The organism is Streptomyces sp. NBC_01197 (genome assembly GCF_036010505.1).
GTDB lineage: Bacteria > Actinomycetota > Actinomycetes > Streptomycetales > Streptomycetaceae > Streptomyces.
In genome coordinates, this window is sequence record NZ_CP108569.1 from 5887263 (window position 1) to 5909745 (window position 22483).

26 protein-coding genes are annotated in these 22483 nt (G+C 72.2%); 19 read left to right on the plus strand and 7 right to left on the minus strand.

The window, feature by feature from the left end; all coding sequences use genetic code 11:
- Positions 1-58 precede the first annotated feature (58 nt).
- From hisD to hisF, 8 genes are read left to right on the plus strand one after another with little or no spacing between them, the layout of a single operon-like run.
- Positions 59-1381, plus strand: coding sequence for a histidinol dehydrogenase (gene hisD, locus OG452_RS27065; RefSeq protein WP_327298173.1), 1323 nt, complete (start codon positions 59-61; stop codon positions 1379-1381).
- Positions 1378-2484: a histidinol-phosphate transaminase gene (locus tag OG452_RS27070; RefSeq protein WP_327298174.1), complete on the plus strand. Its 1107-nt coding sequence runs from the start codon at positions 1378-1380 to the stop codon at positions 2482-2484. The genes hisD and OG452_RS27070 overlap by 4 nt, the downstream gene beginning before the upstream one ends.
- A gap of 5 nt (positions 2485-2489) precedes the next feature.
- A complete protein-coding gene (hisB, locus tag OG452_RS27075) occupies positions 2490-3083 on the plus strand; it encodes an imidazoleglycerol-phosphate dehydratase HisB (RefSeq protein ID WP_327299800.1) in 594 nt (197 codons plus the stop codon).
- A gap of 2 nt (positions 3084-3085) precedes the next feature.
- Complete coding sequence (locus tag OG452_RS27080; RefSeq protein WP_327298175.1) at positions 3086-3253, plus strand: hypothetical protein; 168 nt, start codon at positions 3086-3088, stop codon at positions 3251-3253.
- On the plus strand, positions 3250-3891 hold the full coding sequence (gene hisH / locus OG452_RS27085) for an imidazole glycerol phosphate synthase subunit HisH (protein WP_405560507.1): 642 nt from the start codon (positions 3250-3252) through the stop codon (positions 3889-3891). The genes OG452_RS27080 and hisH overlap by 4 nt, the downstream gene beginning before the upstream one ends.
- Positions 3891-4628 carry a bifunctional 1-(5-phosphoribosyl)-5-((5-phosphoribosylamino)methylideneamino)imidazole-4-carboxamide isomerase/phosphoribosylanthranilate isomerase PriA gene (gene priA, locus OG452_RS27090; protein WP_327298176.1) on the plus strand — a complete coding sequence of 246 codons (738 nt, stop codon included), beginning with the start codon at positions 3891-3893 and terminating at the stop codon, positions 4626-4628. Before hisH ends, priA begins: the two co-directional genes overlap by 1 nt.
- Positions 4625-5038, plus strand: coding sequence for a RidA family protein (locus tag OG452_RS27095; protein WP_327298177.1), 414 nt, complete (start codon positions 4625-4627; stop codon positions 5036-5038). Before priA ends, OG452_RS27095 begins: the two co-directional genes overlap by 4 nt.
- Positions 5035-5790 carry an imidazole glycerol phosphate synthase subunit HisF gene (hisF, locus tag OG452_RS27100; RefSeq protein ID WP_327298178.1) on the plus strand — a complete coding sequence of 252 codons (756 nt, stop codon included), beginning with the start codon at positions 5035-5037 and terminating at the stop codon, positions 5788-5790. Before OG452_RS27095 ends, hisF begins: the two co-directional genes overlap by 4 nt.
- Before the next feature lie 46 nt (positions 5791-5836).
- On the opposite strand, the gene OG452_RS27105 is transcribed toward hisF, so the two are convergent.
- Positions 5837-6469: a TIGR03085 family metal-binding protein gene (locus tag OG452_RS27105; protein ID WP_327298179.1), complete on the minus strand. Its 633-nt coding sequence runs from the start codon at positions 6467-6469 to the stop codon at positions 5837-5839.
- A gap of 83 nt (positions 6470-6552) precedes the next feature.
- Here OG452_RS27105 and hisI point away from each other — a divergent pair, with 83 nt between their 5' ends.
- The 11 genes from hisI (at position 6553) to lgt (ending at position 15334) form a co-directional block, all read left to right on the plus strand.
- Positions 6553-6921: a phosphoribosyl-AMP cyclohydrolase gene (hisI, locus tag OG452_RS27110; RefSeq protein WP_327298180.1), complete on the plus strand. Its 369-nt coding sequence runs from the start codon at positions 6553-6555 to the stop codon at positions 6919-6921.
- 43 nt (positions 6922-6964) lie between these two features.
- Positions 6965-8467 carry an anthranilate synthase component I gene (locus OG452_RS27115; RefSeq protein ID WP_327298181.1) on the plus strand — a complete coding sequence of 501 codons (1503 nt, stop codon included), beginning with the start codon at positions 6965-6967 and terminating at the stop codon, positions 8465-8467.
- Positions 8467-9117 (plus strand): TIGR02234 family membrane protein, encoded by a 651-nt coding sequence (locus OG452_RS27120; protein WP_327298182.1) that lies wholly within the window; start codon positions 8467-8469, stop codon positions 9115-9117. The genes OG452_RS27115 and OG452_RS27120 overlap by 1 nt, the downstream gene beginning before the upstream one ends.
- A 151-nt stretch (positions 9118-9268) precedes the next feature.
- Positions 9269-9514, plus strand: coding sequence for an HGxxPAAW family protein (locus tag OG452_RS27125; RefSeq protein ID WP_327298183.1), 246 nt, complete (start codon positions 9269-9271; stop codon positions 9512-9514).
- A gap of 104 nt (positions 9515-9618) precedes the next feature.
- Positions 9619-10116 (plus strand): DUF2752 domain-containing protein, encoded by a 498-nt coding sequence (locus OG452_RS27130; RefSeq protein ID WP_442810097.1) that lies wholly within the window; start codon positions 9619-9621, stop codon positions 10114-10116.
- A 115-nt stretch (positions 10117-10231) separates the two neighbouring features.
- On the plus strand, positions 10232-11041 hold the full coding sequence (gene trpC / locus OG452_RS27135) for an indole-3-glycerol phosphate synthase TrpC (RefSeq protein ID WP_327298184.1): 810 nt from the start codon (positions 10232-10234) through the stop codon (positions 11039-11041).
- The gene (gene trpM / locus OG452_RS35490; protein WP_405565297.1) at positions 11038-11184 is read left to right on the plus strand and encodes a tryptophan biosynthesis modulator TrpM; all 147 of its coding nucleotides are present in this window, start codon (positions 11038-11040) and stop codon (positions 11182-11184) included. Before trpC ends, trpM begins: the two co-directional genes overlap by 4 nt.
- Positions 11185-11248: 64 nt before the next feature.
- On the plus strand, positions 11249-12496 hold the full coding sequence (trpB, locus tag OG452_RS27140) for a tryptophan synthase subunit beta (protein ID WP_327298185.1): 1248 nt from the start codon (positions 11249-11251) through the stop codon (positions 12494-12496).
- Complete coding sequence (gene trpA, locus OG452_RS27145) at positions 12493-13332, plus strand: tryptophan synthase subunit alpha (protein ID WP_327298186.1); 840 nt, start codon at positions 12493-12495, stop codon at positions 13330-13332. Before trpB ends, trpA begins: the two co-directional genes overlap by 4 nt.
- A 72-nt stretch (positions 13333-13404) precedes the next feature.
- On the plus strand, positions 13405-14229 hold the full coding sequence (locus OG452_RS27150) for a DsbA family protein (protein ID WP_327298187.1): 825 nt from the start codon (positions 13405-13407) through the stop codon (positions 14227-14229).
- Positions 14230-14314: 85 nt separating this feature from the next.
- Complete coding sequence (gene lgt, locus OG452_RS27155) at positions 14315-15334, plus strand: prolipoprotein diacylglyceryl transferase (RefSeq protein ID WP_327298188.1); 1020 nt, start codon at positions 14315-14317, stop codon at positions 15332-15334.
- Positions 15335-15393: 59 nt separating this feature from the next.
- On the opposite strand, the gene OG452_RS27160 is transcribed toward lgt, so the two are convergent.
- From OG452_RS27160 to OG452_RS27185, 6 genes are all read right to left on the minus strand, one after another.
- The gene (locus OG452_RS27160) at positions 15394-16269 is read right to left on the minus strand and encodes an HpcH/HpaI aldolase/citrate lyase family protein (protein ID WP_327298189.1); all 876 of its coding nucleotides are present in this window, start codon (positions 16267-16269) and stop codon (positions 15394-15396) included.
- Positions 16266-17510, minus strand: coding sequence for a CaiB/BaiF CoA transferase family protein (locus OG452_RS27165; RefSeq protein WP_327298190.1), 1245 nt, complete (start codon positions 17508-17510; stop codon positions 16266-16268). The genes OG452_RS27160 and OG452_RS27165 overlap by 4 nt, the downstream gene beginning before the upstream one ends.
- Before the next feature lie 61 nt (positions 17511-17571).
- On the minus strand, positions 17572-19002 hold the full coding sequence (locus tag OG452_RS27170; RefSeq protein ID WP_327298191.1) for an ADP-ribosylglycohydrolase family protein: 1431 nt from the start codon (positions 19000-19002) through the stop codon (positions 17572-17574).
- A complete protein-coding gene (locus OG452_RS27175) occupies positions 18999-20156 on the minus strand; it encodes an ADP-ribosylglycohydrolase family protein (protein ID WP_327298192.1) in 1158 nt (385 codons plus the stop codon). Before OG452_RS27175 ends, OG452_RS27170 begins: the two co-directional genes overlap by 4 nt.
- Positions 20153-21346 (minus strand): ADP-ribosylglycohydrolase family protein, encoded by a 1194-nt coding sequence (locus OG452_RS27180; RefSeq protein WP_327298193.1) that lies wholly within the window; start codon positions 21344-21346, stop codon positions 20153-20155. The genes OG452_RS27175 and OG452_RS27180 overlap by 4 nt, the downstream gene beginning before the upstream one ends.
- Positions 21343-22464, minus strand: coding sequence for an ADP-ribosylglycohydrolase family protein (locus OG452_RS27185; protein ID WP_327298194.1), 1122 nt, complete (start codon positions 22462-22464; stop codon positions 21343-21345). Before OG452_RS27185 ends, OG452_RS27180 begins: the two co-directional genes overlap by 4 nt.
- Between the last annotated feature and the right edge of the window lie 19 nt (positions 22465-22483).

Below are 22483 nucleotides of genomic sequence, written 5' to 3' on the forward strand. Positions count from 1 at the left end.
GTATCAGCCACTGATACGGGCGACCGGAGGCCATAACCGGTCTGAGAGAATTGGTGTCATGATCTCCCGAATCGATCTGCGCGGCGACGCCCTCCCCGAGGGTGGCGCCCTGCGCGACCTGCTGCCCCGTGCCGACTTCGACGTACAGGCCGCCCTGGAAAAGGTGCGGCCGATCTGCGAGGACGTGCACCATCGCGGTGACGCGGCGCTCATCGAGTACGCGGAGAAGTTCGACGGGGTGCGGCTTGAACAGGTGCGGGTGCCCGCAGCGGCCCTCGCCGACGCCCTGGCCGGGCTCGACCCGGCCGTCCGGGCTGCCCTGGAGGAGTCGGTCAGGCGCGCCAGGCTGGTCCACCGCGCCCAGCGACGCGCCGAGCACACCACCCAGGTCGTCCCCGGCGGCAAAGTGACCGAGAAGTGGGTACCGGTCGAGCGTGTCGGGCTGTACGCGCCGGGCGGACGCTCCGTCTACCCCTCCTCCGTGGTCATGAACGTGGTGCCCGCGCAGGAGGCCGGGGTCGAGTCGATCGCCCTCGCGTCCCCCGCCCAGAAGGAGTTCGGCGGCCTGCCGCACCCGACGATCCTGGCCGCCTGCGCGCTGCTCGGCATCGACGAGGTGTACGCGGCGGGCGGCGCCACCGCCGTCGCGATGTTCGCCCACGGCACCGAGTCCTGCCCCCCGGTCAACATGGTCACCGGCCCCGGCAACATCTGGGTCGCCGCGGCCAAGCGGTACTTCACCGGCCGGATCGGCATCGACGCCGAGGCGGGCCCGACCGAGATCGCCGTACTCGCCGACGACACCGCCGACCCCGCGCACGTGGCCGCCGACCTGATCAGCCAGGCCGAGCACGACCCGATGGCCGCCGCCGTCCTCGTCACCGACTCGGCAGAGCTGGCCGACGCGGTGGAGAAGGAGCTGGCGCCGCAGGTCGCCGCCACCAAGCACATCACCGAGCGGATCGTCCCCGCCCTTGAGGGCAAGCAGTCCGCGATCGTCCTCGTCGACTCGGTCGAGGACGGTCTGAGGGTCGTGGACGCGTACGGCGCCGAGCACCTGGAGATCCAGACCGCCGACGCCGCCGCGGTCGCCGCCCGGGTCCGCAACGCCGGAGCCGTCTTCGTCGGCCCCTGGGCGCCGGTCTCCCTCGGGGACTACTGCGCCGGGTCCAACCACGTCCTGCCCACCGGCGGCTGCGCCTGCCACTCCTCGGGCCTCTCGGTCCAGTCGTTCCTGCGCGGCATCCACATCGTCGACTACACCCGGGACGCGCTCGCCGAGGTCACCCACCACGTGGTGACGCTCGCCGAGGCCGAGGACCTGCCCGCGCACGGCGCGGCCCTCAAGGCGAGGTTCGGATGGAAGGTGCCCACCGCATGACAGGTATCGACGACCTGCCCGTACGGGACGAACTGCGCGGCAAGTCCCCCTACGGCGCGCCCCAACTGGACGTCCCCGTACGGCTGAACACCAACGAGAACCCGTACCCGCTGCCCGAGGCGCTGGTCGACCGGATCACCGAGCGCGTACGGGAGGCGGCCCGCACGCTCAACCGCTACCCCGACCGGGACGCCGTCGAGCTCCGCACCCAGCTGGCCCGCTACCTCACCAAAGCCGCCGGGCACCCGGTCGAAACGGCCAACGTCTGGGCGGCGAACGGCTCGAACGAGGTCATCCAGCAGCTGCTCCAGACCTTCGGCGGCCCCGGCCGCACGGCCATCGGCTTCGAGCCCTCGTACTCGATGCACGCCCTCATCTCCCGGGGCACCGGCACCGGCTGGATCTCCGGACCGCGCAATGAGGACTTCACCATCGACGTGGCGGCGGCCGAGCGCTCCATCACCGGGAACCGGCCCGACGTCGTCTTCATCACCTCGCCCAACAACCCCACGGGCACCGCCGTCGACACCGAGACGGTCCTCGCGCTCTACGAGGCGGCGCAGGCGGCCGGCCCCTCGATGGTCGTGGTGGACGAGGCGTACGGCGAGTTCAGCCACGCTCCCTCGCTGCTCCCGCTGATCGAGGGCCGCCCCCGCCTGGTCCTCTCCCGGACCATGTCCAAGGCGTTCGGCGCCGCCGGACTGCGGCTCGGCTACCTCGCGGCGGACCCCGCCGTGGTCGACGCCGTCCAGCTCGTACGGCTGCCGTACCACCTGTCGTCCGTCACCCAGGCCACCGCCCTCGCCGCCCTGGAGCACACCGATACCCTGTTGCGGTACGTCGAGCAGCTGAAGGCCGAACGCGACAGGCTCGTCGGTGAGCTGAGCTCCATCGGGTACGACGTGACGCAGTCCGATGCCAACTTCATCCAGTTCGGCCGCTTCCAGGACGCATCGGCTGCCTGGCGGGCGATCCTCGACCACGGTGTCCTGGTCAGGGACAACGGGGTCCCCGGATGGCTGCGGGTCTCCGTGGGCACTCCGGCCGAGAACGACGCGTTCCTCGAAGTGGCACGCACACTGCACAAGGAGATCACCGCATGACTCGCGTGGGCCGCATCGGACGGGTGGAACGCACCACCAAGGAGACCTCGGTCGTGGTCGAGATCAATCTCGACGGCACCGGCAAGGTCGACGTGTCGACGGGGGTCGGCTTCTACGACCACATGCTCGACCAGCTGGGCCGCCACGGCCTCTTCGACCTCACGGTCAAGACGGACGGCGACCTGCACATCGACTCGCACCACACCATCGAGGACACCGCCCTGGCGATCGGCGCCGCGTTCAAGCAGGCGCTCGGCGACAAGGTGGGCATCTACCGGTTCGGCAACTGCACGGTGCCGCTGGACGAGTCGCTCGCCCAGGTCACCGTCGACCTCTCGGGCCGCCCCTACCTGGTGCACACCGAGCCGGAGAACATGGCCCCGATGATCGGCAGCTACGACACGACGATGACCCGGCACATCCTGGAGTCGTTCGTCGCGCAGGCCCAGATCGCGCTCCACGTCCACGTGCCGTACGGACGCAACGCCCACCACATCGTGGAGTGCCAGTTCAAGGCCCTGGCCCGCGCGCTGCGTTACGCGTCCGAGCACGACCCGCGGGCAGCGGGCATTCTTCCTTCGACCAAGGGCGCCCTGTAAGCATGACTGGCCTCAACACCATCCTCATCGTCGTCGGCCTCTTCCTGGCCGGCGGCGTCTACTCCTTCGCCAAGCAGAAGATGCCCGCGAGCCTCATCGTGCTGCTCTCCATCGGAGCCGTGATGTGCCTGGCCGCCGGTGCGATGCGCATCCAGGGAATCTGGACATGACCGCCCGTAAGAAGGTCGTGGTCTTCGACTACGGCTTCGGCAACGTCCGCTCCGCCGAGCGCGCGCTCGCGCACGCCGGCGCGGACGTCGAGATCACCCGTGACTACGACCGCGCCATGAACGCCGAAGGGCTGCTCGTCCCCGGTGTCGGCGCCTTCTCCGCCTGTATGAAGGGGCTCAAGGAGGCCCGCGGCGACTGGATCGTCGGCCGCAGGCTCGCCGGCGGCCGCCCGGTCATGGGCATCTGCGTCGGGATGCAGATCCTCTTCGAGCGCGGTATCGAGCACGGCGTGGAGACCGAGGGCCTCGACGAGTGGCCCGGCACGGTCGGCCCGCTCAAGGCCGACGTCGTACCGCACATGGGGTGGAACACCGTGGAAGCCGCGGCGGACACCGAGCTCTTCGCCGGGCTCGACGCGGGAGCGCGGTTCTACTTCGTGCACTCCTACGCGGCGCACGACTGGTCCCTCGAAGTCACCAACGCCAGGATCCGCGCCCCGCGCGTCACCTGGGCCACACACGGCGAACGCTTCGTCGCGGCCGTCGAGAACGGCCCCCTGTCGGCGACCCAGTTCCACCCCGAGAAGTCCGGCGACGCCGGCGCCCAGCTGCTGACCAACTGGATCGGAACCCTCTGATGACCGCCTTGCAGAAGAAGCTCGAACTCCTCCCCGCCGTCGATGTCCGGGACGGCCAGGCGGTCCGCCTCGTCCACGGCGAGTCCGGCTCCGAGACCTCCTACGGCTCACCGCTGGAAGCCGCGCTCGCATGGCAGCGGTCGGGCGCCGAGTGGCTGCACCTGGTCGACCTCGACGCCGCCTTCGGCACCGGCGACAACAGGAAGCTGATCTCCGAGGTCGCCTCGGCGATGGACATCAAGGTCGAACTCTCCGGCGGTATCCGCGACGACGCCTCGCTGGCCGCCGCGCTCGCCACCGGCTGCACCCGGGTCAACCTCGGCACCGCAGCGCTGGAGACCCCCGAGTGGGTCGCGAAGATCATCGCCGAGCACGGCGACAAGATCGCGGTCGGCCTCGACGTACGCGGTACCACCCTGCGGGGCCGCGGCTGGACCCGGGACGGCGGCGACCTCTACGAGACGCTCGCGCGCCTCGACTCCGAGGGCTGCGCCCGCTACGTGGTCACCGACATCGCCAAGGACGGCACGCTCCAGGGCCCCAACCTGGAGCTCCTGAAGAACGTCTGCGCGGCCACCGACAGGCCCGTCGTCGCCTCCGGCGGCGTCTCCTCGCTCGACGACCTGCGGGCCATCTCCTCGCTCGTCCCCTCCGGCGTCGAGGGCGCGATCGTCGGCAAGGCGCTGTACGCCAAGGCGTTCACCCTGGAAGAGGCACTCCGAGCGGTGGCGGCATGAGCGAAAGCGCCACGGACGACGGCGTACGCCGTATCACGTCCGGGGGCCCGTGGGAGGAGTCCATCGGCTACTCCCGCGCGGTGGAACTGCCCAACGGCCTGGTCCTTGTCTCCGGCTGCACCGCGGTCGCCGGCGGCCGGATCGCGGAGGGCGGCCCGTACGAACAAGCCGTCACCGCCTTCGGCGTCGCCATCGACGCGCTCAAGGAGCTCGGCCTGGGCGCCGGGCACGTGGTCCGCACCCGGATGTACGTCACGCACTCCCGTGACGTGGACGAGGTCGGCCGCGCCCACAAGGAACTGTTCGACGCGGTGCGGCCCGCCGCATCCATGATCATCGTCTCCGGCTTCATCGACCCCAGCCTGGTGGTCGAGGTCGAGGTGGAGGCGTACCGGGGGAAGCAGTCATGACACTCGCCGTACGGGTCATCCCCTGCCTGGACGTGGACAACGGCCGCGTCGTCAAGGGAGTCAACTTCCAGAACCTCCGGGACGCGGGCGACCCCGTCGAGATGGCCAGGCTCTACGACGTCGAGGGCGCCGACGAGCTGACCTTCCTCGACATCACGGCATCATCCGGCAACCGCGAGACGACCTACGACGTGGTGCGCCGCACCGCCGAGCAGGTCTTCATCCCGCTGACGGTCGGCGGCGGCGTCCGCACCACCGAGGACGTCGACAAGCTGCTGCGCGCGGGCGCGGACAAGGTCGGGGTGAACACCGCGGCCATCGCCCGCCCTGAGCTCATCAGCGAGATCGCCGAGCGTTTCGGGCGCCAGGTGCTCGTACTCTCGGTCGACGCCCGTCGCACCGCCGATGGCACCTTCGAGGTCACCACGCACGGCGGCCGCCGGGGCACCGGTATCGACGCCGTCGAATGGGCCCACCGGGCGGCCGGGCTGGGCGCGGGCGAGATCCTGCTCAACTCCATGGACGCCGACGGCACCAAGGACGGCTACGACACCGAGATGATCGCGGCGGTACGCGCACACGTCACCGTCCCGGTCATCGCGAGCGGTGGCGCGGGCGCGCTGAAACACTTCCCTCCGGCCGTCGGCGCGGGCGCCGACGCGGTGCTCGCCGCATCGGTCTTCCACTTCGGCGACCTGCGGATCTCCCAGGTCAAGGACGAACTGCGACAGGCAGGCCACCCGGTCAGGTAGCGGCGCCGTCGGCCGGCCGCCTCCCTCCCGGGGGGCGGCCGGCCGCTCACATACCGAGTCTGGCCTCGATCGCCTTGGCCGACGCGTCCGCGTCCCCGTCGACCTCCACCTTCGCCGCGTCCTGCCGGCCGGAGGCGAACATCATCAGCTCGCCCGGCTCCCCGGTGACCGTCACCACGGGCGTGCCGCGGTGCGCGACCGCGGTCTGGCCGTCGGGGCGCCGCAGCACGAGCCCCACCGGCGCCCTGCGCCCCATCAGCCGGGCCCCCTTCTCCAGCCGCCGCCACAGGGCCTCGGAGAAGACCGGGTCCACCTCACGGGGCGACCAGTCGGGCTGCGCCCGCCGGACGTCCTCGGCGTGCACGAAGAACTCGACGGCGTTGGCGCCCTCGTCGACCTGCTTGACCGAGTACGGCGAGAACTTGGGCGGCCCCGTACGGATCAGCTGGATCAGCTCCTCGTACGGCTTCGCGGCGAATTCGCCCTGCACCCGGTCGAGGCGCCCCTTGAGCGCGCCGATCAAGATCCCGCCCGCCGCGTCGAGCCGCCGCTCACGTACCACCACATGGGCGGCGAGATCGCGGGTCTTCCAGCCCTCGCAGAGCGTCGGTGCGCCGGGCCCCGCCGCCTCCAACAGGTCGGCGAGGAGAAGTCGTTCGCGTTTGGCATGGGTCGACATGCCCGCCAGCGTACGGCCGCGCGCTCCGTTCCGCCCAGTGGACGACGGTCCGCGGGGCCGCGCGGGAGCGGCACAATGAACCCATGAGCAGCACGCCCGGCACACCGCAGTCCAGCAGTCTCGACCCCGCGATCGCCGCACGCCTCAAGCGCGGCAGCGACGGCCTGGTGCCGGCCGTCGCCCAGCAGTACGACACCGGTGAGGTACTGATGCTCGGCTGGATGGACGACGAGGCCCTGCACCGCACCCTGACCACCGGCCGCTGCACGTACTGGTCGCGCAGCCGCCGGGAGTACTGGGTCAAGGGCGACACGTCCGGGCACGTGCAGCACGTCAAGTCGGTCGCGCTCGACTGCGACGCAGACACGCTCCTGGTGAAGGTGGACCAGGTCGGCGCGGCCTGCCACACGGGCGAGCGGACCTGCTTCGACGCGGACGTCCTGCTGGGCTGAGACAGCGGCCGGTCAGGGGCCCCGGCCGCCCTAGACTTCCGCCATGGACCTGGAGACCTTCCGCAAGCTCGCCGCCGACCGCCGCGTCATCCCCGTGAGCCGCACCCTTCTCGCCGACGGAGACACCCCGGTGGGTCTCTACCGGAAGCTCGCGGCGGAGCGCCCGGGCACCTTCCTCCTGGAGTCCGCCGAGAACGGGCGTACCTGGTCCCGCTACTCCTTCATCGGCGTCCGGTCCGCCGCCACCCTCACCGAGCGCGACGGCGCCACCCACTGGGAGGGCGCCCCGCCGGTCGGCGTCCCGGTCGACGGCGACCCGCTGCAGGCGCTGCGCGCCACCGTCGAGGCGCTGCACACCCCGCGCGACCTGGCGGGCGGGATGCCGCCCTTCACCGGCGGCATGGTCGGCTACCTCGGATACGACATCGTGCGCCGCCTTGAGAAGGTCGGACCCGGCGAGCGCGACGACCTGAAACTCCCCGAGCTGACCATGCTGCTCACCTCGGACCTGGCCGTGCTCGACCACTGGGCGGGCACCGTCATGCTGATCGCCAACGCGATCAACCACAACGACCTCGACACCGGGGTGGACGAGGCGTACGCCGACGCCATGACCCGGCTCGACACCATGGAGGCGGACCTCGCGCGCCCCGCCGGGACCGCGCCCGCCGTACTGCCCGCGTCCGAGCTGCCCGAGTACACCGCGCTCTGGGGCGGCAAGGACTACCAGGACGTGGTCGAGGACATCAAGGAGCGCATCAGGGCCGGTGAGGCCTTCCAGGTCGTGCCGTCCCAGCGCTTCGAGACGGCCTGCACGGCGAGCGCGCTGGACGTCTACCGGGTACTGCGCGCCACCAACCCGTCGCCGTACATGTACCTCTTCCGCTTCGACGGCTTCGACGTCGTCGGCTCCAGCCCCGAGGCGCTGGTCAAGGTCGAGGACGGGCGCGCCATGGTGCACCCCATCGCCGGGACCCGGCACCGCGGCGCGACCCCGCGTGAGGACCAGGCGCTCGCCGACGAGCTGCTCGCCGACCCGAAGGAGCGCGCCGAGCACCTGATGCTGGTCGACCTCGGCCGCAACGACCTCGGGCGGGTCTGCGAGCCGGGCTCCGTCGAGGTCGTCGACTTCATGTCGGTCGAGAAGTACTCCCACGTCATGCACATCGTCTCCACCGTGACCGGCCGGGTCGCCGGGGGACGTACCGCCTTCGACGTTCTCACCTCGTGCTTCCCGGCCGGCACCCTCTCCGGCGCGCCCAAGCCCCGCGCGCTGCAGATCATCGACGAGCTGGAGCCGACCCGGCGCGGCCTCTACGGCGGCTGCGTCGGCTACCTCGACTTCGCCGGCGACTCCGACACCGCCATCGCCATCCGTACGGCGCTGCTGCGCGACGGCACCGCCTACGTCCAGGCCGGGGCGGGTGTGGTGGCCGATTCCGATCCGGTCTCCGAGGACAACGAGTGCCGCAACAAGGCGGCGGCCGTGCTCCGCGCGGTCGGTTCGGCCAACCGCCTCACCGGTGCTTCGGGGCGTAGGGGATAGTGGAGGACGTGAGTGCCGTACCCCAGCCCCGATCCGAAGCAGGACCGGCCGCAGCCTCCCCGGGCAGCCGCCGCAGTCTTGCCACCGCTCTGCTGCTCGGCGCAGTCGGCGCTGCCGTCGTCCTGCTCGCTTCCGGGCAGACCTGGGCCCGCGGCAATGCCCCGGTCGGCGGCGGAGTCCTGCCGCTGACGGCCGACGGGGGTGATGTCACCGGAGTGCCCACGGCCCTCGCCATCGTCGGTCTGGCCGCCCTTGTCGCGGTCTTCGCGGTACGCAGCGCGGGCCGCGTCTTCGTCTCCGCCCTGCTCGCCGTCTGCGGGGCCGGAGCGGCCGTGGCGGCCTTCGCCGGGGCGAGCGACAGCGCCGCACTGGACGAGAAGGCGGCCACCAGCGCCGGCAACACCGCCACCACCATCGAGGCGCTCTCCCACACGGCCTGGCCCTACGTGTCCGCGTTCGGCAGCCTGCTGATCCTCTTCGCGGGCCTGCTCGCTCTCCGCTACGGCAAGCAGTGGCCCGCGATGTCCAGCCGGTACGAGCGCGACGGCACCCCGCGACCGCGCCGGCCGCGCACCGCACCGGACCCCGAGCGGCCCGAGGAGATCTGGAAGGCGCTCGACCGCGGCGAGGACCCCACGCGGGAAGCGTGACGGACAGCTCACCCCCCGAATCGTCGCCCGGCGTGGCCGTGCGCGACAATGGGCGTGAGCTTCCGGCGCCCGGCCGGGCCACGGCTGGGACGGGCGACCGCGGAACACGGCTCGCATCAGGGCCTGGACACACAGCAACGAGGAGCAACTCATGGCGGGCACCAGCCACGGACACACCCCGGCCGCCTGGACCGGCGTCATCATCGCCTTCATCGGCTTCTGCGTCTCGGGCGCCTTCATGGTGATGGCCAGCCCGATCGGGTTCGTCGCCGGACTCGTCGTCGTGGTCATCGGCGGCGTCGTGGGGCTCGCTATGAAGGCCGCGGGCCTCGGTATGCCGAAGGAGTCGGACGCCAGCATCCAGGCCCGGGCCCAGGCCGCCCAGGCGCAGCACTGACGGCCTGCTCCGCGAGCACCTTCCGGCAGGGCGCAGTCCGGTTCTCCGGGCTGCGCCTTCCTGTATGAGCTGCGCCATCCCGTACGAACAGGGAGAATCGCCGAGTGGACCCCAACGCAGCCCCTGCCGCCCTCCGCGCCCCGGCCCCTGCCCAGCCGCAGGCCTGGCTCCCGGCGCCCGGACGCCCCGTGCCCCCGGCCTCCGAGCCGCTCGTCCGCAGGCTTCTCGTACCGCTCGGCACGCTCGCCGCGGTCGCCGCCGCCTTCACCTATGTCGGGGCCGTCGACCCCAACCACCCCGGCCACTACCCGGTCTGCCCGCTGTACGCGGTCACCGGCATCTACTGTCCGGGCTGCGGCGGTCTGCGCAGCGCCCACGCCGTCGCCCACGGCGACTTCGCGGCGGCCCTCGGTGACAACGCGCTCGCGGTCGTCGGGTACGGCGTCTTCGCCGTGGTCATGGTGGTGTGGCTGATTCGCGCTGTTCAGGGACGGTCCGAGCGGTTCACGATCCCTCCGGCCCTCTGGTGGGGGATCGGCAGCGTCGCCCTGGTCTTCAGCGTGCTGCGCAACCTCCCCATGGGGTCCTTCCTGGCCCCGTGAGCGTCCGCGGGACCGGAACTCGCACCGACCGGATGCGGGGCCCGGGGTCTACTACGGATACCATCGCAATGGCTGATCCTGATCCATCCACACGTCCCGGAAGGGGGCCGCTCGCGTGAGTGTGCTCGACGAGATCATCGAAGGCGTACGCGCCGACCTCGCGGAGCGGCAGGCGAGCGTCAGCCTCGACGAGCTCAAGGACCGCGCCGCGAAGGCCCCCCAGGCCAAGGACGGCGTCGCGGCGCTCCGCGGTGACAGCGTCAAGGTCATCTGCGAGGTCAAGCGCTCCAGCCCCTCGAAGGGCGCGCTGGCGGCCATCGCCGACCCCGCGGCGCTCGCCGCCGACTACGAGGCGGGCGGCGCGTCCGTCATCTCCGTACTGACCGAGCAGCGCCGCTTCGGCGGTTCGCTGGCCGACCTGGAGGCCGTTCGGGCCAAGGTCGACATCCCGGTCCTGCGCAAGGACTTCATCGTCACCGCGTACCAGCTCTGGGAGGCACGGGCGTACGGAGCCGACCTGGTGCTCCTGATCGTCGCGGCCCTGGAGCAGGAAGCGCTCGTCTCGCTGATCGAGCGCGCCGAGTCCATCGGGCTCACCCCGCTGGTCGAGGTCCACGACGAGGACGAGGCCGAGCGGGCGGTCGAAGCCGGGGCCCGGATCATCGGGGTCAACGCGCGCAACCTCAAGGATCTCAAGGTCGACCGCGGCACGTTCGAGCGCGTCGCACCCGAGATCCCCTCGCACGTGGTGAAGGTCGCCGAGTCCGGAGTCCGCGGCCCGCACGACCTGATCGCCTACGCCAACGAGGGCGCCGACGCCGTGCTGGTCGGCGAGTCCCTGGTCACCGGCCGCGACCCGAAGGGTGCCGTCGCCGACCTGGTCGCCGCCGGCGCCCACCCGGCCCTGCGGCACGGGCGGGACTGACCACCATGGCCATAGTCCGTCTCGCGCGCGGGTGCCGGCCCCGCGGCTGCCGTGCGCCCGCACGGCGCGTGCACGGGCGGCGGGTGCGGTATCACATCGGGTCCGAACCCGGCCAGATCAACGGCATGCGATGGCGTCGCTGAGCAGCTGCTCAGCAATACCCTGCCCTCCTGCGTACCCCTACTTACGTACCTGCGGAGATCACGCATGCCTTCAGAGTTCTTCATCCCGGATCCGGACGGCCGGATCCCCAGCGCCGAGGGCTACTTCGGCGCCTTCGGCGGCAAGTTCATCCCCGAGGCGCTCGTCGCCGCGGTGGACGAGGTCGCCGTCGAGTACGACAAGGCCAAGGCCGATCCGGCATTCGCGGCCGAGCTGAACGACCTCATGGTCGACTACACCGGCAGGCCGAGCGCCCTCACCGAGGTGCCGCGGTTCGCCGAACACGCCGGTGGCGTACGGATGTTCCTCAAGCGCGAGGACCTCAACCACACCGGATCACACAAGATCAACAACGTGCTCGGCCAGGCCCTGCTCACCAAGCGCATGGGCAAGACCCGGGTCATCGCGGAGACCGGGGCCGGCCAGCACGGCGTCGCCACGGCGACCGCCTGCGCCCTCTTCGGTCTCGAATGCACCGTCTACATGGGCGAGATCGACACCGAGCGCCAGGCGCTCAACGTCGCCAGGATGCGAATGCTCGGCGCCGAAGTCGTCGCAGTGAAGTCCGGCAGCCGCACCCTCAAGGACGCCATCAACGAGGCGTTCCGCGACTGGGTCGCCAACGTGGACCGTACGCACTACCTCTTCGGTACGGTCGCCGGCCCGCACCCCTTCCCGGCGATGGTGCGCGACTTCCACCGGGTGATCGGCGTCGAGGCGCGGCGGCAGATCCTGGAGCGCGCCGGCCGGCTCCCCGACGCCGTCGCCGCGTGCGTCGGCGGCGGCTCCAACGCCATCGGGCTCTTCCACGCGTTCATCCCGGACGCCTCGGTGCGGCTGGTCGGCTTCGAGCCCGCCGGACACGGCATCGCGACCGGCGAGCACGCGGCGACGCTCTCCGCCGGTGAGCCCGGGATCCTGCACGGCTCCCGCTCGTACGTACTCCAGGACGAGGAGGGCCAGATCACCGAGCCCTACTCGATCTCCGCCGGGCTCGACTACCCCGGCATCGGCCCGGAGCACGCCTATCTGAAGGACAACGGCCGCGGCGAGTACCGGGCGGTGACCGACGACGAGGCGATGCAGGCGCTGCGGCTGCTGTCGCGCACCGAGGGAATCATTCCGGCCATCGAGTCGGCGCACGCGCTGGCCGGGGCGCTGGACCTCGGCAAGGAGCTGGGCAAGGACGGGCTGATCGTGGTCAACCTGTCCGGCCGCGGCGACAAGGACATGGACACGGCTGCCCGTTACTTCGGGCTGTACAGCGCGGACGCGGAGGTGGCAGCCAAGTGAGCGGGAACAGCGAACACGGCGGGCGCGGCGGAAACACCGAGCTGCTGAGCTCGGTCCTGGCCGGGGCGAAGGCCGAGGACCGGGCGGCGCTCATCGCGTACCTCCCGGCCGGTTTCCCCACGGTCGACGGCGGGATCGCGGCGGTGAAGGCCGTCATCGAAGGCGGTGCCGACATCGTCGAGGTGGGTCTCCCGCACAGCGACCCGGTCCTCGACGGCCCGGTCATCCAGACCGCCGACGACATCGCGCTCAAGGGCGGGGTGAAGATCGCCGACGTGCTGCGCACGGTGCGCGAGGGGTACGAGGCCACGGGTGCGCCCATCCTCGTCATGACGTACTGGAACCCCATCGACCGGTACGGCGTCGAGCGGTTCACCGCCGAGCTGGCCGAGGCGGGCGGCGCTGGCTGCATCCTGCCCGACCTGCCGGTCCAGGAGTCCGCGCTGTGGCGCGAACACGCGGAGAAGCACGGTCTCGCGACCGTCTTCGTCGTCGCGCCGAGCAGCAGGGACGAACGGCTGGCGACGATCACCGCGGCCGGGTCCGGCTTTGTCTACGCGGCCTCGCTGATGGGGGTCACCGGCACCAGGAACTCCGTCGGCGAGCAGGCCCAGGAGCTCGTACGGCGCACCCGCGCCACCACCGGGCTGCCGGTGTGCGTCGGGCTCGGGGTCTCCAACGCCGAACAGGCCGCCGAGGTCGCGGGATTCGCCGACGGAGTGATCGTCGGGTCCGCGTTCGTCAAGCGGATGCTCGACGCGGAGAACGGCGCCGCGGGGCTGGACAGCGTCCGCGAACTGGCGGGCGACCTGGCCAAGGGCGTACGCAGAAGCTGACGCCGTCGCTCGTACGGGTGGAACTGGGACCGGGGAGGCACGCTCGTGCCTCCCCGGTTCGTTGCTGCGGGTGTGAGCGAGAAGAACCGAGACGCGAAGAGGGCCGCCCGAGAGCGGCTCATCGAAGAGCGCGAGAAGCAGAAGACCCGTGACCGGCGCAAGCGGGGAATGATCGTCGGCGGCTCCGTGGTCGGGGTGCTGGCGCTGGCCGCGGTGATCGGAGTGGTCGCGGCCAACTCCGGCTCGGACAGCGGCAGTGACAGCGCGAGCAGCCCCCTCACCGTGCCGAGCGGGGCGACCGGAAAGGACGCCCTGGCGGTCCCCGTGGGCGCGAGCGACGCACCGTCCACGCTCACTGTCTGGGAGGACTTCCGCTGCCCGGCCTGCGGCCAGTTCGAGAACGGCTTCCGCAGCACAGTCCACGAGCTGGAGAATTCCGGGCAGCTCAAGGTCGAGTACCACCTCGCCACGCTCATCGACAGCAACATGGGCGGCACGGGCTCGCTGCGCGCGGCCAACGCGGCCGCCTGCGCGCAGGACGAGAGAAAGTTCCCCGCGTACCACGACGTGCTCTACGAGAACCAGCCCGAGGAGACCCAGGACCCCTACGCGCAGAACAGCAAGCTGATCGAGCTGGCGGGGAAGGTCAAGGGGCTGAAGACGGCCGCTTTCACCTCCTGTGTGAACAGCGGGAAGCACGACAGCTGGGTGAAGCGGTCGAACGCGGCCTTCCAGAAGGGCGGCTTCAGCGGCACCCCGACGGTCGAGCTCAACGGCTCGTCGGTCTTCCCCAAGAAGGGCAACGAGCAGATCTCGCCCGCCAATCTGAAGAAGTGGGTGACCGAGGCCAACCAGGGCAAGAAGGCGGGCACCGTCTCACCGGCGCCCGGGGCCTGAGCCCGCCGGGGCAGGGGCTTGTTACGCATACGTTGCCGGGTGGGTTGTCCGACGGCCCGCCCGGCCATGTAGCGTCTGCGGTGCCATGAACCTTGCCTTCATTCCCAGTCCGTCGACCGGCGTGGTCCATCTCGGGCCGATCCCGCTGCGCGGCTACGCGTTCTGCATCATCATCGGTGTCTTCGTCGCCGTCTGGTACGGCAACAAGCGCTGGGTCGCCAGGGGCGGCAGCGCGGGCACCGTCGCCGACATCGCGGTCTGGGCCGTGCCCTTCGGCCTGGTCGGCGGACGGCTCTACCACGTCATCACCGACTACGAGCTGTACTTCAGCAGTGGCCGGGACTGGGTCGACGCCTTCAAGATCTGGCAAGGCGGCCTCGGTATCTGGGGTGCGGTCGCGCTCGGCGCGGTCGGCGCCTGGATCGGCTGCCGCCGCCGTGGTATCCCGCTGCCCGCGTGGGCCGACACACTGGCCCCGGGCCTCGCTTTCGCCCAGGCCATCGGCCGCTGGGGCAACTGGTTCAACCAGGAGCTGTACGGCAAGCCGACCGATCTGCCCTGGGCGCTGAAGATCAGCGCGGGCCCCGACAGGATCGCGGGGACGTACCACCCGACCTTCCTCTACGAGTCGCTCTGGTGCGTCGGCGTCGGCCTGCTCGTCATCTGGGCCGACCGCCGGTTCAAGCTCGGCCACGGGCGGGCGTTCGCCCTGTATGTCGCTTCGTACTGCGTGGGCCGCGCCTGGATCGAGCACATGCGGGTCGACTACGCGCACCACATCCTGGGGCTGCGGCTCAACGACTGGACCGCGCTGGTCATGTTCCTGCTCGCCGTGACGTATCTCGTCGTCTCGGCGAAGCTGCGGCCGGGCCGTGAGGAGATCGTCGAGCCCGCCGCCACGGGCGCGGCCCTGGAAGCCCAGGCTGAGGGAGCCCAGGCCGAGGTCGACGCCAAGCCCGCCAAGGGCACGGATGCCAAGGCTGAGACCGCCGAGACTGAGGCCACCAACGCTGAGGACACGAAGGACGAGGACGCCAAGGACGAGGCAGCCGGGAGCGGGGAGCCGGCCGGGGTCAAGGCGGAGGCGCAGGCCGAGAAGGGCTGACCGGCCCGCTCCCTGCCCCGCGTCTCAGACCCGTCCGCGTCCGGGAGACGCCCCGCGTCTCAGATGCCCCGGCGCTCCGCGAGGTCCAGCGTGCGCCGGGCCCCCGCCACCACCGCCGCATCCACGAAGCGGCCGTCGGGGAGCGCCAGCGCCCCCTCGTCGGTGGACGCGGCCAGCACGATGTCCCGCGCCGCCCGGACCTCCGCCGCTGTGGGCAGATACGCCTGCTCGATCACCGGCAGCTGCCTCGGATGGATCGCCGCGCGCCCCAGGAATCCCAGCGCCCGGCCCCGTGCGCAGGACGCCGCGAGCCCGTCCAGATCGCGTACGTCCGCGTACACCGACTGAGCCGGCGGGGCCAGTCCCGCCGCCCGCGCCGCGACCACCGCGCGGCTCCGCGGCCAGGCGAGGCCCGCCTCGTCGTACACGCCGAGATCCGCCCGTAGGTCCGCCTCGCCGAGAGCCAGTCCGCACACCGCCGGGGAGGCCGTGGCGATCTCGTAGGCACGTTCCACACCGAGCGCCGACTCCAGTATCGGATAGAGCGGTACGCCTTCCCGGCCCGCGGCGGCCGCCCAGTCGGCCACTCTGCGCACCTCCGCCGGCCCGTTGGCCTTCGGCAGCCGCAGCCCCGCCAGCCCCGGCAGTCCGGCGACGGCTTGTACGTCCGCCTCAGCGAGCGGACCGTCCAGGGCGTTGATGCGGACATGGACCGGCGAGGGCCCGGGGACCAGGTCGGCGAGGAGTTCGGCGGTGGCCTCGCGTGCGTACGCCTTGCGGTCGGGCGCGACCGCGTCCTCCAGATCGACCAGCACCACATCGGCGCCGGCCGCCAGCGCCCTCGCCACCACAGCGGGCCGGTCGCCCGGTACGTACAACCAGGTCAGTACGGTCTGCGCCGGCCTGCGCGCGGGCAGTTCCTCCGACACGCTCACCTGACCGCACCCGACTCCCGCAGGGCCGCGATGTCGGCGGGTTCCAGGCCGATCCCGGTGAGTACGGCGTCGGTGTCGGCGCCGTGCGGCCGCCCCGCCCATTTGATGGCGCCCGGTGTCCCGGAGAGCCGGAAGAGGACGTTCTGCATCCTGATGGTGCCCAGCTCCTCGTCGGGAACCTCCGCGATCGTGCCCAGCGCCTTGTACTGCGGGTCCGCCATGACATCGCCGATCTCGTAGACCGGCGCGATGGCCGCCTGCGCCTCCTCGAACGCTTTCACCACATCGGCCCGGTCGTGCCGGGCTATCCAGTCGCCGACCGCCGCGTCCAGCTCGTCCGCGTGGCGGGCGCGCTGCGCCCCGGACCCGAACCACGGCTCGTCGATGAACTCGGGCCGTCCCACCAGCCGCATCACCCGCTCCGCGATCGACTGGGCCGACGTGGAGACCGCCACCCAACTGCCGTCGCGGGTGCGGTAGGTGTTGCGCGGCGCGTTGTTGTTCGACCGGTTTCCGGTGCGCGGCTGTACGTAGCCGAGCTGGTCGTACCAGAGGGGCTGCGGGCCCAGTACCGCCAGCATCGGTTCGATGATCGCCATGTCCACGATCTGGCCGCGTCCGGTGCGGTCGCGCCCGGCGAGCGCCGCCATCACGGCGTACGCGGTGGAGAGCGCGGCGATCGAGTCGGCGAGGCCGAAGGGCGGGAGTGTCGGCGGTCCCTCCGGTTCGCCGGTCATGGCGGCGAAACCGCTCATGGCCTCGGCGAGCGTGCCGAACCCGGGGCGCCGGGCGTACGGCCCGAACTGTCCGAACCCGGTCACCCGCGCCAGCACGAGCCGGGGGTTGGCCGCGGACAGTTCCGGCCAGCCCAGGCCCCACTTCTCCAGGGTGCCGGGCCGGAAGTTCTCGATGACCACATCCGCTTCGGCGACCAGCCGCAGCAGCACATCGCGGCCGCCCGGCGACGAGAGGTCGAGCGTGATGTTGCGCTTGTTCCGGCCCAGCAGCTTCCACCACAGGCCCACTCCGTCCTTGCTGGGACCGTGCCCGCGTGAGGGGTCGGGCCTGCGGGGGTGCTCCACCTTGATCACCTCGGCCCCGAAGTCGCCGAGCAGGGTCGCGGCCAGCGGCCCGGCGAAGAGCGTCGCGAGGTCGAGGACGCGCAGCCCTTCGAGAGAGGACGGCTGACTGCCTGCGGTGTCCGTCGTGTCCGTCGGGTGTGTGATGTCGTCGTCGTGCATGAGTCGCTGCTCCTCCGCTGCCCTGCTCATCCCCGCTGCCCAGCTCGTACCGCTGCCCCGCTCATACCGCCCTGCCCCTCCGCCGCACATGGCGCAGCGTGCGCTCGGCGAGCGTGTCGAATCCGATACCGTCCAGGCCGCCGACCGTGGTGGCCAGCCGGTTCCGCAGTGGCGCGGTCCAGCGGGCCGGCACGGCGCGGGGGCTGCCCGCGAGCAGTCCGGCGACGCTGCCCGCCGTCGCCCCGTTGGAATCGGTGTCCCAGCCGCCGGACACCGCGCGGCAGACGGAGCCGGTGAAGTCGCCGTCCGCGTGGGTGAGCGCGGCCGCGAGCAGCGCCGCGTTCGGCAGCACGTGCACCCAGTGGTGGTCCCCGTACGCCGTGTGCAGCTCGTCCACGACCGACTCGAACGCGGCGGCGGTTCCCAGCGGTTCGGCGGCGGCCCGGTCGATACCGAAGCGCACGGCGGCCGCGTACCGGGAACCCGGCGGCACCACCGAGAGGCCGGCCCGCAGACACGCGTGGACGTCCTCGCCGCCGCCCGCGGCCGCCGCGATCACGGCGGCGGCGAACATCTCGCCGTACACCCCGTTCGCCGTATGGGTGAGCACCGCGTCCCGCCAGGCCGCGCCGGCGGCCGCACCCGGATCACCCGGGTGGGTCCAGCCGAAGACATCGGCCCTGATCTGCGCCCCGATCCACTCGCGGAACGGATTGCGGTACGTGGCGGTGTCCGGAGGTTCGGCCCCGGCGAGCAGATTGCGGTACGCGACCCGCTCGGCGGTGAAGGTCCGGCCGGCCGGCAGTTCGTCCAGCCACAGCTGTGCCACGTCAGCGGTGCTGAAGTCCGGCCCGTACCGGTCGAGCAACAGCAGTCCGAGCAGTGGGTAGTTGAGGTCGTCGTCCTCGGGGGCGCCGTCGATGTTCTCGGCGAGCGAGGTCGGGCGCGAGCGGCGGTTCCACGGATGGGCGGCGGCCACCTCCGGGTCGAGACCCACCTCGGTGAACCAGCTGTCCAGCGGCCAGTTGCCGGTGGAGCGGGCGATGGCCCGGATGCCGTCCAGTGTCAGCTTCTCGACCGGCTTGCCGAGCACACAGCCCGCGGCGCGGCCCAGCCAGGACGCCTCAAGCCGTGAGCGCAGGGCGTCCCGGTCCACCGGACCGCCGCTCGGCTCCGGCCACTCGGGGCACAGTGCCCTGATCGAGGCGAGCTCCGTCGGCTCGCCCGCCGCCAACGGAGAGGCGGTCGCGCCCAGTTCGTCCAGGAGTTCGCAGGCGAGCGCCCGCAGTTGCGACGTGGCGGGTGCGGCGGAGGCACCCGCGCGGGACGGCGCCAGATGGCCGCCCGCCGCCGTCCACCGCTGCTCTGCCACCGCGGGATCGCGCCCGTCCTGCGCCGCCTGGCGCAGCTCGTGGCCCACCAGATCCTCGGGCTGCACCCAGGTCAGCCGCAGCGGACGGCCGGTCAGCGCCGGGGAACCGGGGCCCGTCACCGGGCACCCGCGATGGCGCCGAACAGCGCCTCGTGCTCCCGGTGCCGCTCCAGATCGCGGGCGAACACCTCGCGGGTGACGGCCGCGAGCGCGGCGGCCGGAGTGTGCAGATCGAGACGGCTCGCCGTGGCGACCTCGCCGGCCCAGTCGGCGGGTACCGCGCTCTCGCCGTACAGCGCGCCGACGATCGCGCCGCTCATGGTCGCGATGGAGTCGCAGTCCCGCCCGTAGTTGACGGAGCCGAGTACGGTCTCACGGAACTCGCCGCGGCCCGCGAGCAGCATCCCGAGCGCCACCGGCAGCTCCTCGATGGAGTGCAGCCGCGACGGTCGGCGGGCGCCCAGCGACGGCTTGCGGTACTCGGGGCCCACCGTGTCGAAGGGGGCCACCGCCTCGCGCAGCGGCTTCAGCGCCGACTCGAACCCGTCGTGCGCCGCCGCCACTTCGCAGACCGCCTCGATCGCCGCGCGGGTGCCGTCCTTCGCCAGCCCGAGCACATCACCGACCACCGAGTCGGGGGTCGCGCCCGGCTTGCAGGCCGCGGCCACCGCCGCGGCGAAGACCGCTGCCGCCTCCCGGCCGTAACTGGACTGGTGGGCGCCCGCTATGTCGAGTGCCTCGGCGTACGCGTTCGCCGGGCTGCCCGCGTTGACCAGGCCGACGGGCGCCATGTACATCGCGGCGCCGCAGTTGACGATGTTGCCGACGCCGGCCTCGCGCGGATCGACGTGCCCGTAGTGCAGCCGCGCCACGATCCACTTCTCGGCGAGGAAGATCCGCTGCAACGGCAGTGCCTCCGCCTCCAGTTCGGGGATCCAGCGCGGTGTGCCCATCAGGTCGGGCACCAGGTGGTCGGCGACCGCGTACGCGTCGAGGTGGTCGCGCACGGTCTCGTAGACGCGGATCAGCGCATGGGTCATCAGGGTGTCGTCGGTGACGTGCCCGTCGCCCTTGTGGTACGGGGCGATCGGCCGGGCCGTACGCCACTCCTCCTTGTAGAAGGGCTCCACGACGCCCTGCACGCGGCCGCCGTGCCGCTCGCTGATGGCCTCCGGGGTCCAGCCCTCCACCGGGCCGCCGAGCGCGTCCCCGACGGCCGCCCCGATCAGGGCTCCGGTGGTGCGGTCCTCCAGGGAGGGGGTGGGCACGGTCATGAGCGGGTTCCTTCCGGGAGGACATGCAGATGGGAGGCGAGCCGTGCGGCGACCTCGACGAGGTCGGTGCCGGCCAGCTGGGGCAGGGCGCAGCCGACGAGGGTGCGGCAGCTGTCCCGCCAGGTGTCGGGCAGGGACCCGGCGCCGCCGATGGCACCGGTGAGTGCGCCTGCCAGGGCGGGCGCCGAGTCGGCGACCCGGGACAGACAGGCGGCGGTGGGCACCGCCTCGGTGAGCGCGCCACCGGCCGCGAGTGTCATCGCCAGGGCGACGGGCACCGTCTCGGCGGCGGCGATCCCGTAGCTGTACACGTGGTCGACGATCTCGTGCTCCAGTACGGGGACCAGCGCGAACGCACTGCCGGGGCGGCCCGTTCCGGCGGCCGTCGCGGTCCGGGCGAGCGCTACCGCGTGCAGTGCGTTGCGGCGGATCTCGCTGCCGTCGGGGAGCTGCGCGAGCGCCTCGTCCACACAGACCGGGGCTGTCGCCCCGCCCAGTGCGGCGGCGACCGCGGCTGCCATCGCGCGGGCGCCGTGCACCCCGTCGCCGTCCTGGGTGTAGCGGGCGTCGAACTCCGCGAGGTCGGCGGCGGCTGCCGGGTCACCGGGGTGCACCACGGCGAGTACCGCGGCGCGCACACAGGCGGCGTCGTCGAAGTGGTGTGGATTGTCGTGGCCGGTGGCGGGGGGCCGCAGCCCCGCCGCCAGATTCCCGAGACCGGCCCGTACGGAGATCCGGGCGCGCAGCGGGATCAGCGCCGACTCGATCTCGTCGGCCCGGGCCGACGCGGCGGCCACCTCGTCGGCGAGCGCGTTCCAGGCCAGCGCCAGCGCGGAGCGCACCCGCTGCTGCGGGGCGAGATCGCTGGGCCCGGCGGTGGCGGCCGACAGGATGGCCCGCGCGGTGAACGTGGCCCACTCGGCGTCGTCGGACGGCCCCAGCTGGAGCGGGGCCGGCGGCTGGTTCAGGGCGATGGGCACCGGCAGTGTGGTGGTCGCGTTCTGCTCGGCGAAGGTGTCCAGTTCGCGGGTGAGCCTGCGGGTCCAGTTGGGCAGCAGCGCCGCGCGGTGCCGCCCGGCCGGCCAGCCGGCGGCGTCACCCGCGGCGATCCCCAGGAGCAGGCCCTCCACCCGGCGGTGCGGATCGCGGCCGGACAGCTCGGCGGCGGGACGGGTCAGCTGTGTCGTCACGAGGCGGCCTGCCTGTTGTCGTTCGCTGTATCGGTGTTGTCCGCTGCCTGCCGCGGCAGGAGACCGTCGGCGACGTCGAGGATGTGGCGTCCCGCCATGGCGGGCAGACAGCTGCCGCGTACCGGCCCGATGGCTTCGGCCCAGTGGGCGGGGATGCCGCTCTCGCCGCCGAGTGCCCCGGCGAGGGAGCCCGCGACGGCCGCCGTGGTGTCGGCGTCGCGGCCCATGTTCACGGCCGTCAGCACCGAGCCCCGGAAGTCGCCGCGTGCGGCGATGAACGCCCCGAAGGCGAGGCCCACCGCCTCGGGTGCCAGATCGGTCCACGGGTATCCGCCGATGACGACGGCCGAGCGCACCGCGCGTTCGACCGGCAGCGGCGAACCGTCCGGCCCCGGTACCGCCCGGCGGGCCGCGCTGACCGCGCGGTGCAGTGAGCGCGCGGTCCAGGAGTCCTCGGGGATCACCGAGAGCGCGGCCTGCACCACCGCGTCGGGGCTGTCGCTCACCATGGCGGCGGCCACTCCGGCGGCGACGGCCTGCCCGCCGTAGATCCCCTCGCCGTCATGGCTGACCGTGCCGTCCACCGCGACCAGCCTGGCCGCCTCGGCGGGCCGCCCCGTCGCGTACACCCCGAACGGCGCGGCCCGCATGGCGAGCCCGTCGCTCCACGCGTGCCGGTGCTGGGCGGAGATCGGAGCCGCAAGACCGCGCCGCAGGTTCTCCAGGGTGCCGCGCTCACTGAACCCGGCGCCGCGGAACGGCCCTTCGTCGCGGTCGGCGATCCACAGGTGCCACGCCGCCTCGACATGGGCGACGGTCAGCGCCGAACCGTGCTGGGCGAGCAGCAGCCCCGAGAAGATCGCGTACTCGGTGTCGTCCGTACCCGCGGGCTCGTCCAGGACGAAGCCCTCGATACGGCCCCAGCGCTCCCTGATCCGGGAGGGCTTCATGTTCTCGGCGGGGGCCCCGAGGGCGTCACCAACGGCGAGGCCGAGGAGGGCGCCGCGGGCGCGGTCCCGGAGCGTACCGGGAAGACCGGTCCGCTCGTGCCGGAGCCGGGCCGGGGGTGGTCCGTTCGCCGTGTCTGCTTCGGGGGCCGGGCCTGGGCTGCCGCTCATGGGCTGATCGTGCTCATTT

Excerpts from the sequence above, each read along its gene's own strand:
- OG452_RS27115 (WP_327298181.1), top strand. The coding sequence starts at position 6,965 with ATGGACCTGGAGACCTTCCGCAAGCTCGCCGCCGACCGCCGCGTCATC.
- OG452_RS27080 (WP_327298175.1), top strand. The coding sequence starts at position 3,086 with ATGACTGGCCTCAACACCATCCTCATCGTCGTCGGCCTCTTCCTGGCC.
- OG452_RS27185 (WP_327298194.1), bottom strand. The coding sequence starts at position 22,464 with ATGAGCGGCAGCCCAGGCCCGGCCCCCGAAGCAGACACGGCGAACGGA.
- OG452_RS27070 (WP_327298174.1), top strand. The coding sequence starts at position 1,378 with ATGACAGGTATCGACGACCTGCCCGTACGGGACGAACTGCGCGGCAAG.
- hisH (WP_405560507.1), top strand. The coding sequence starts at position 3,250 with ATGACCGCCCGTAAGAAGGTCGTGGTCTTCGACTACGGCTTCGGCAAC.
- priA (WP_327298176.1), top strand. The coding sequence starts at position 3,891 with ATGACCGCCTTGCAGAAGAAGCTCGAACTCCTCCCCGCCGTCGATGTC.
- OG452_RS27105 (WP_327298179.1), bottom strand. The coding sequence starts at position 6,469 with ATGTCGACCCATGCCAAACGCGAACGACTTCTCCTCGCCGACCTGTTG.
- hisF (WP_327298178.1), top strand. The coding sequence starts at position 5,035 with ATGACACTCGCCGTACGGGTCATCCCCTGCCTGGACGTGGACAACGGC.
- OG452_RS27125 (WP_327298183.1), top strand. The coding sequence starts at position 9,269 with ATGGCGGGCACCAGCCACGGACACACCCCGGCCGCCTGGACCGGCGTC.
- hisI (WP_327298180.1), top strand. The coding sequence starts at position 6,553 with ATGAGCAGCACGCCCGGCACACCGCAGTCCAGCAGTCTCGACCCCGCG.
- trpB (WP_327298185.1), top strand. The coding sequence starts at position 11,249 with ATGCCTTCAGAGTTCTTCATCCCGGATCCGGACGGCCGGATCCCCAGC.
- OG452_RS27095 (WP_327298177.1), top strand. The coding sequence starts at position 4,625 with ATGAGCGAAAGCGCCACGGACGACGGCGTACGCCGTATCACGTCCGGG.
- OG452_RS27175 (WP_327298192.1), bottom strand. The coding sequence starts at position 20,156 with ATGACCGTGCCCACCCCCTCCCTGGAGGACCGCACCACCGGAGCCCTG.
- hisD (WP_327298173.1), top strand. The coding sequence starts at position 59 with ATGATCTCCCGAATCGATCTGCGCGGCGACGCCCTCCCCGAGGGTGGC.
- lgt (WP_327298188.1), top strand. The coding sequence starts at position 14,315 with ATGAACCTTGCCTTCATTCCCAGTCCGTCGACCGGCGTGGTCCATCTC.
- OG452_RS27165 (WP_327298190.1), bottom strand. The coding sequence starts at position 17,510 with ATGCACGACGACGACATCACACACCCGACGGACACGACGGACACCGCA.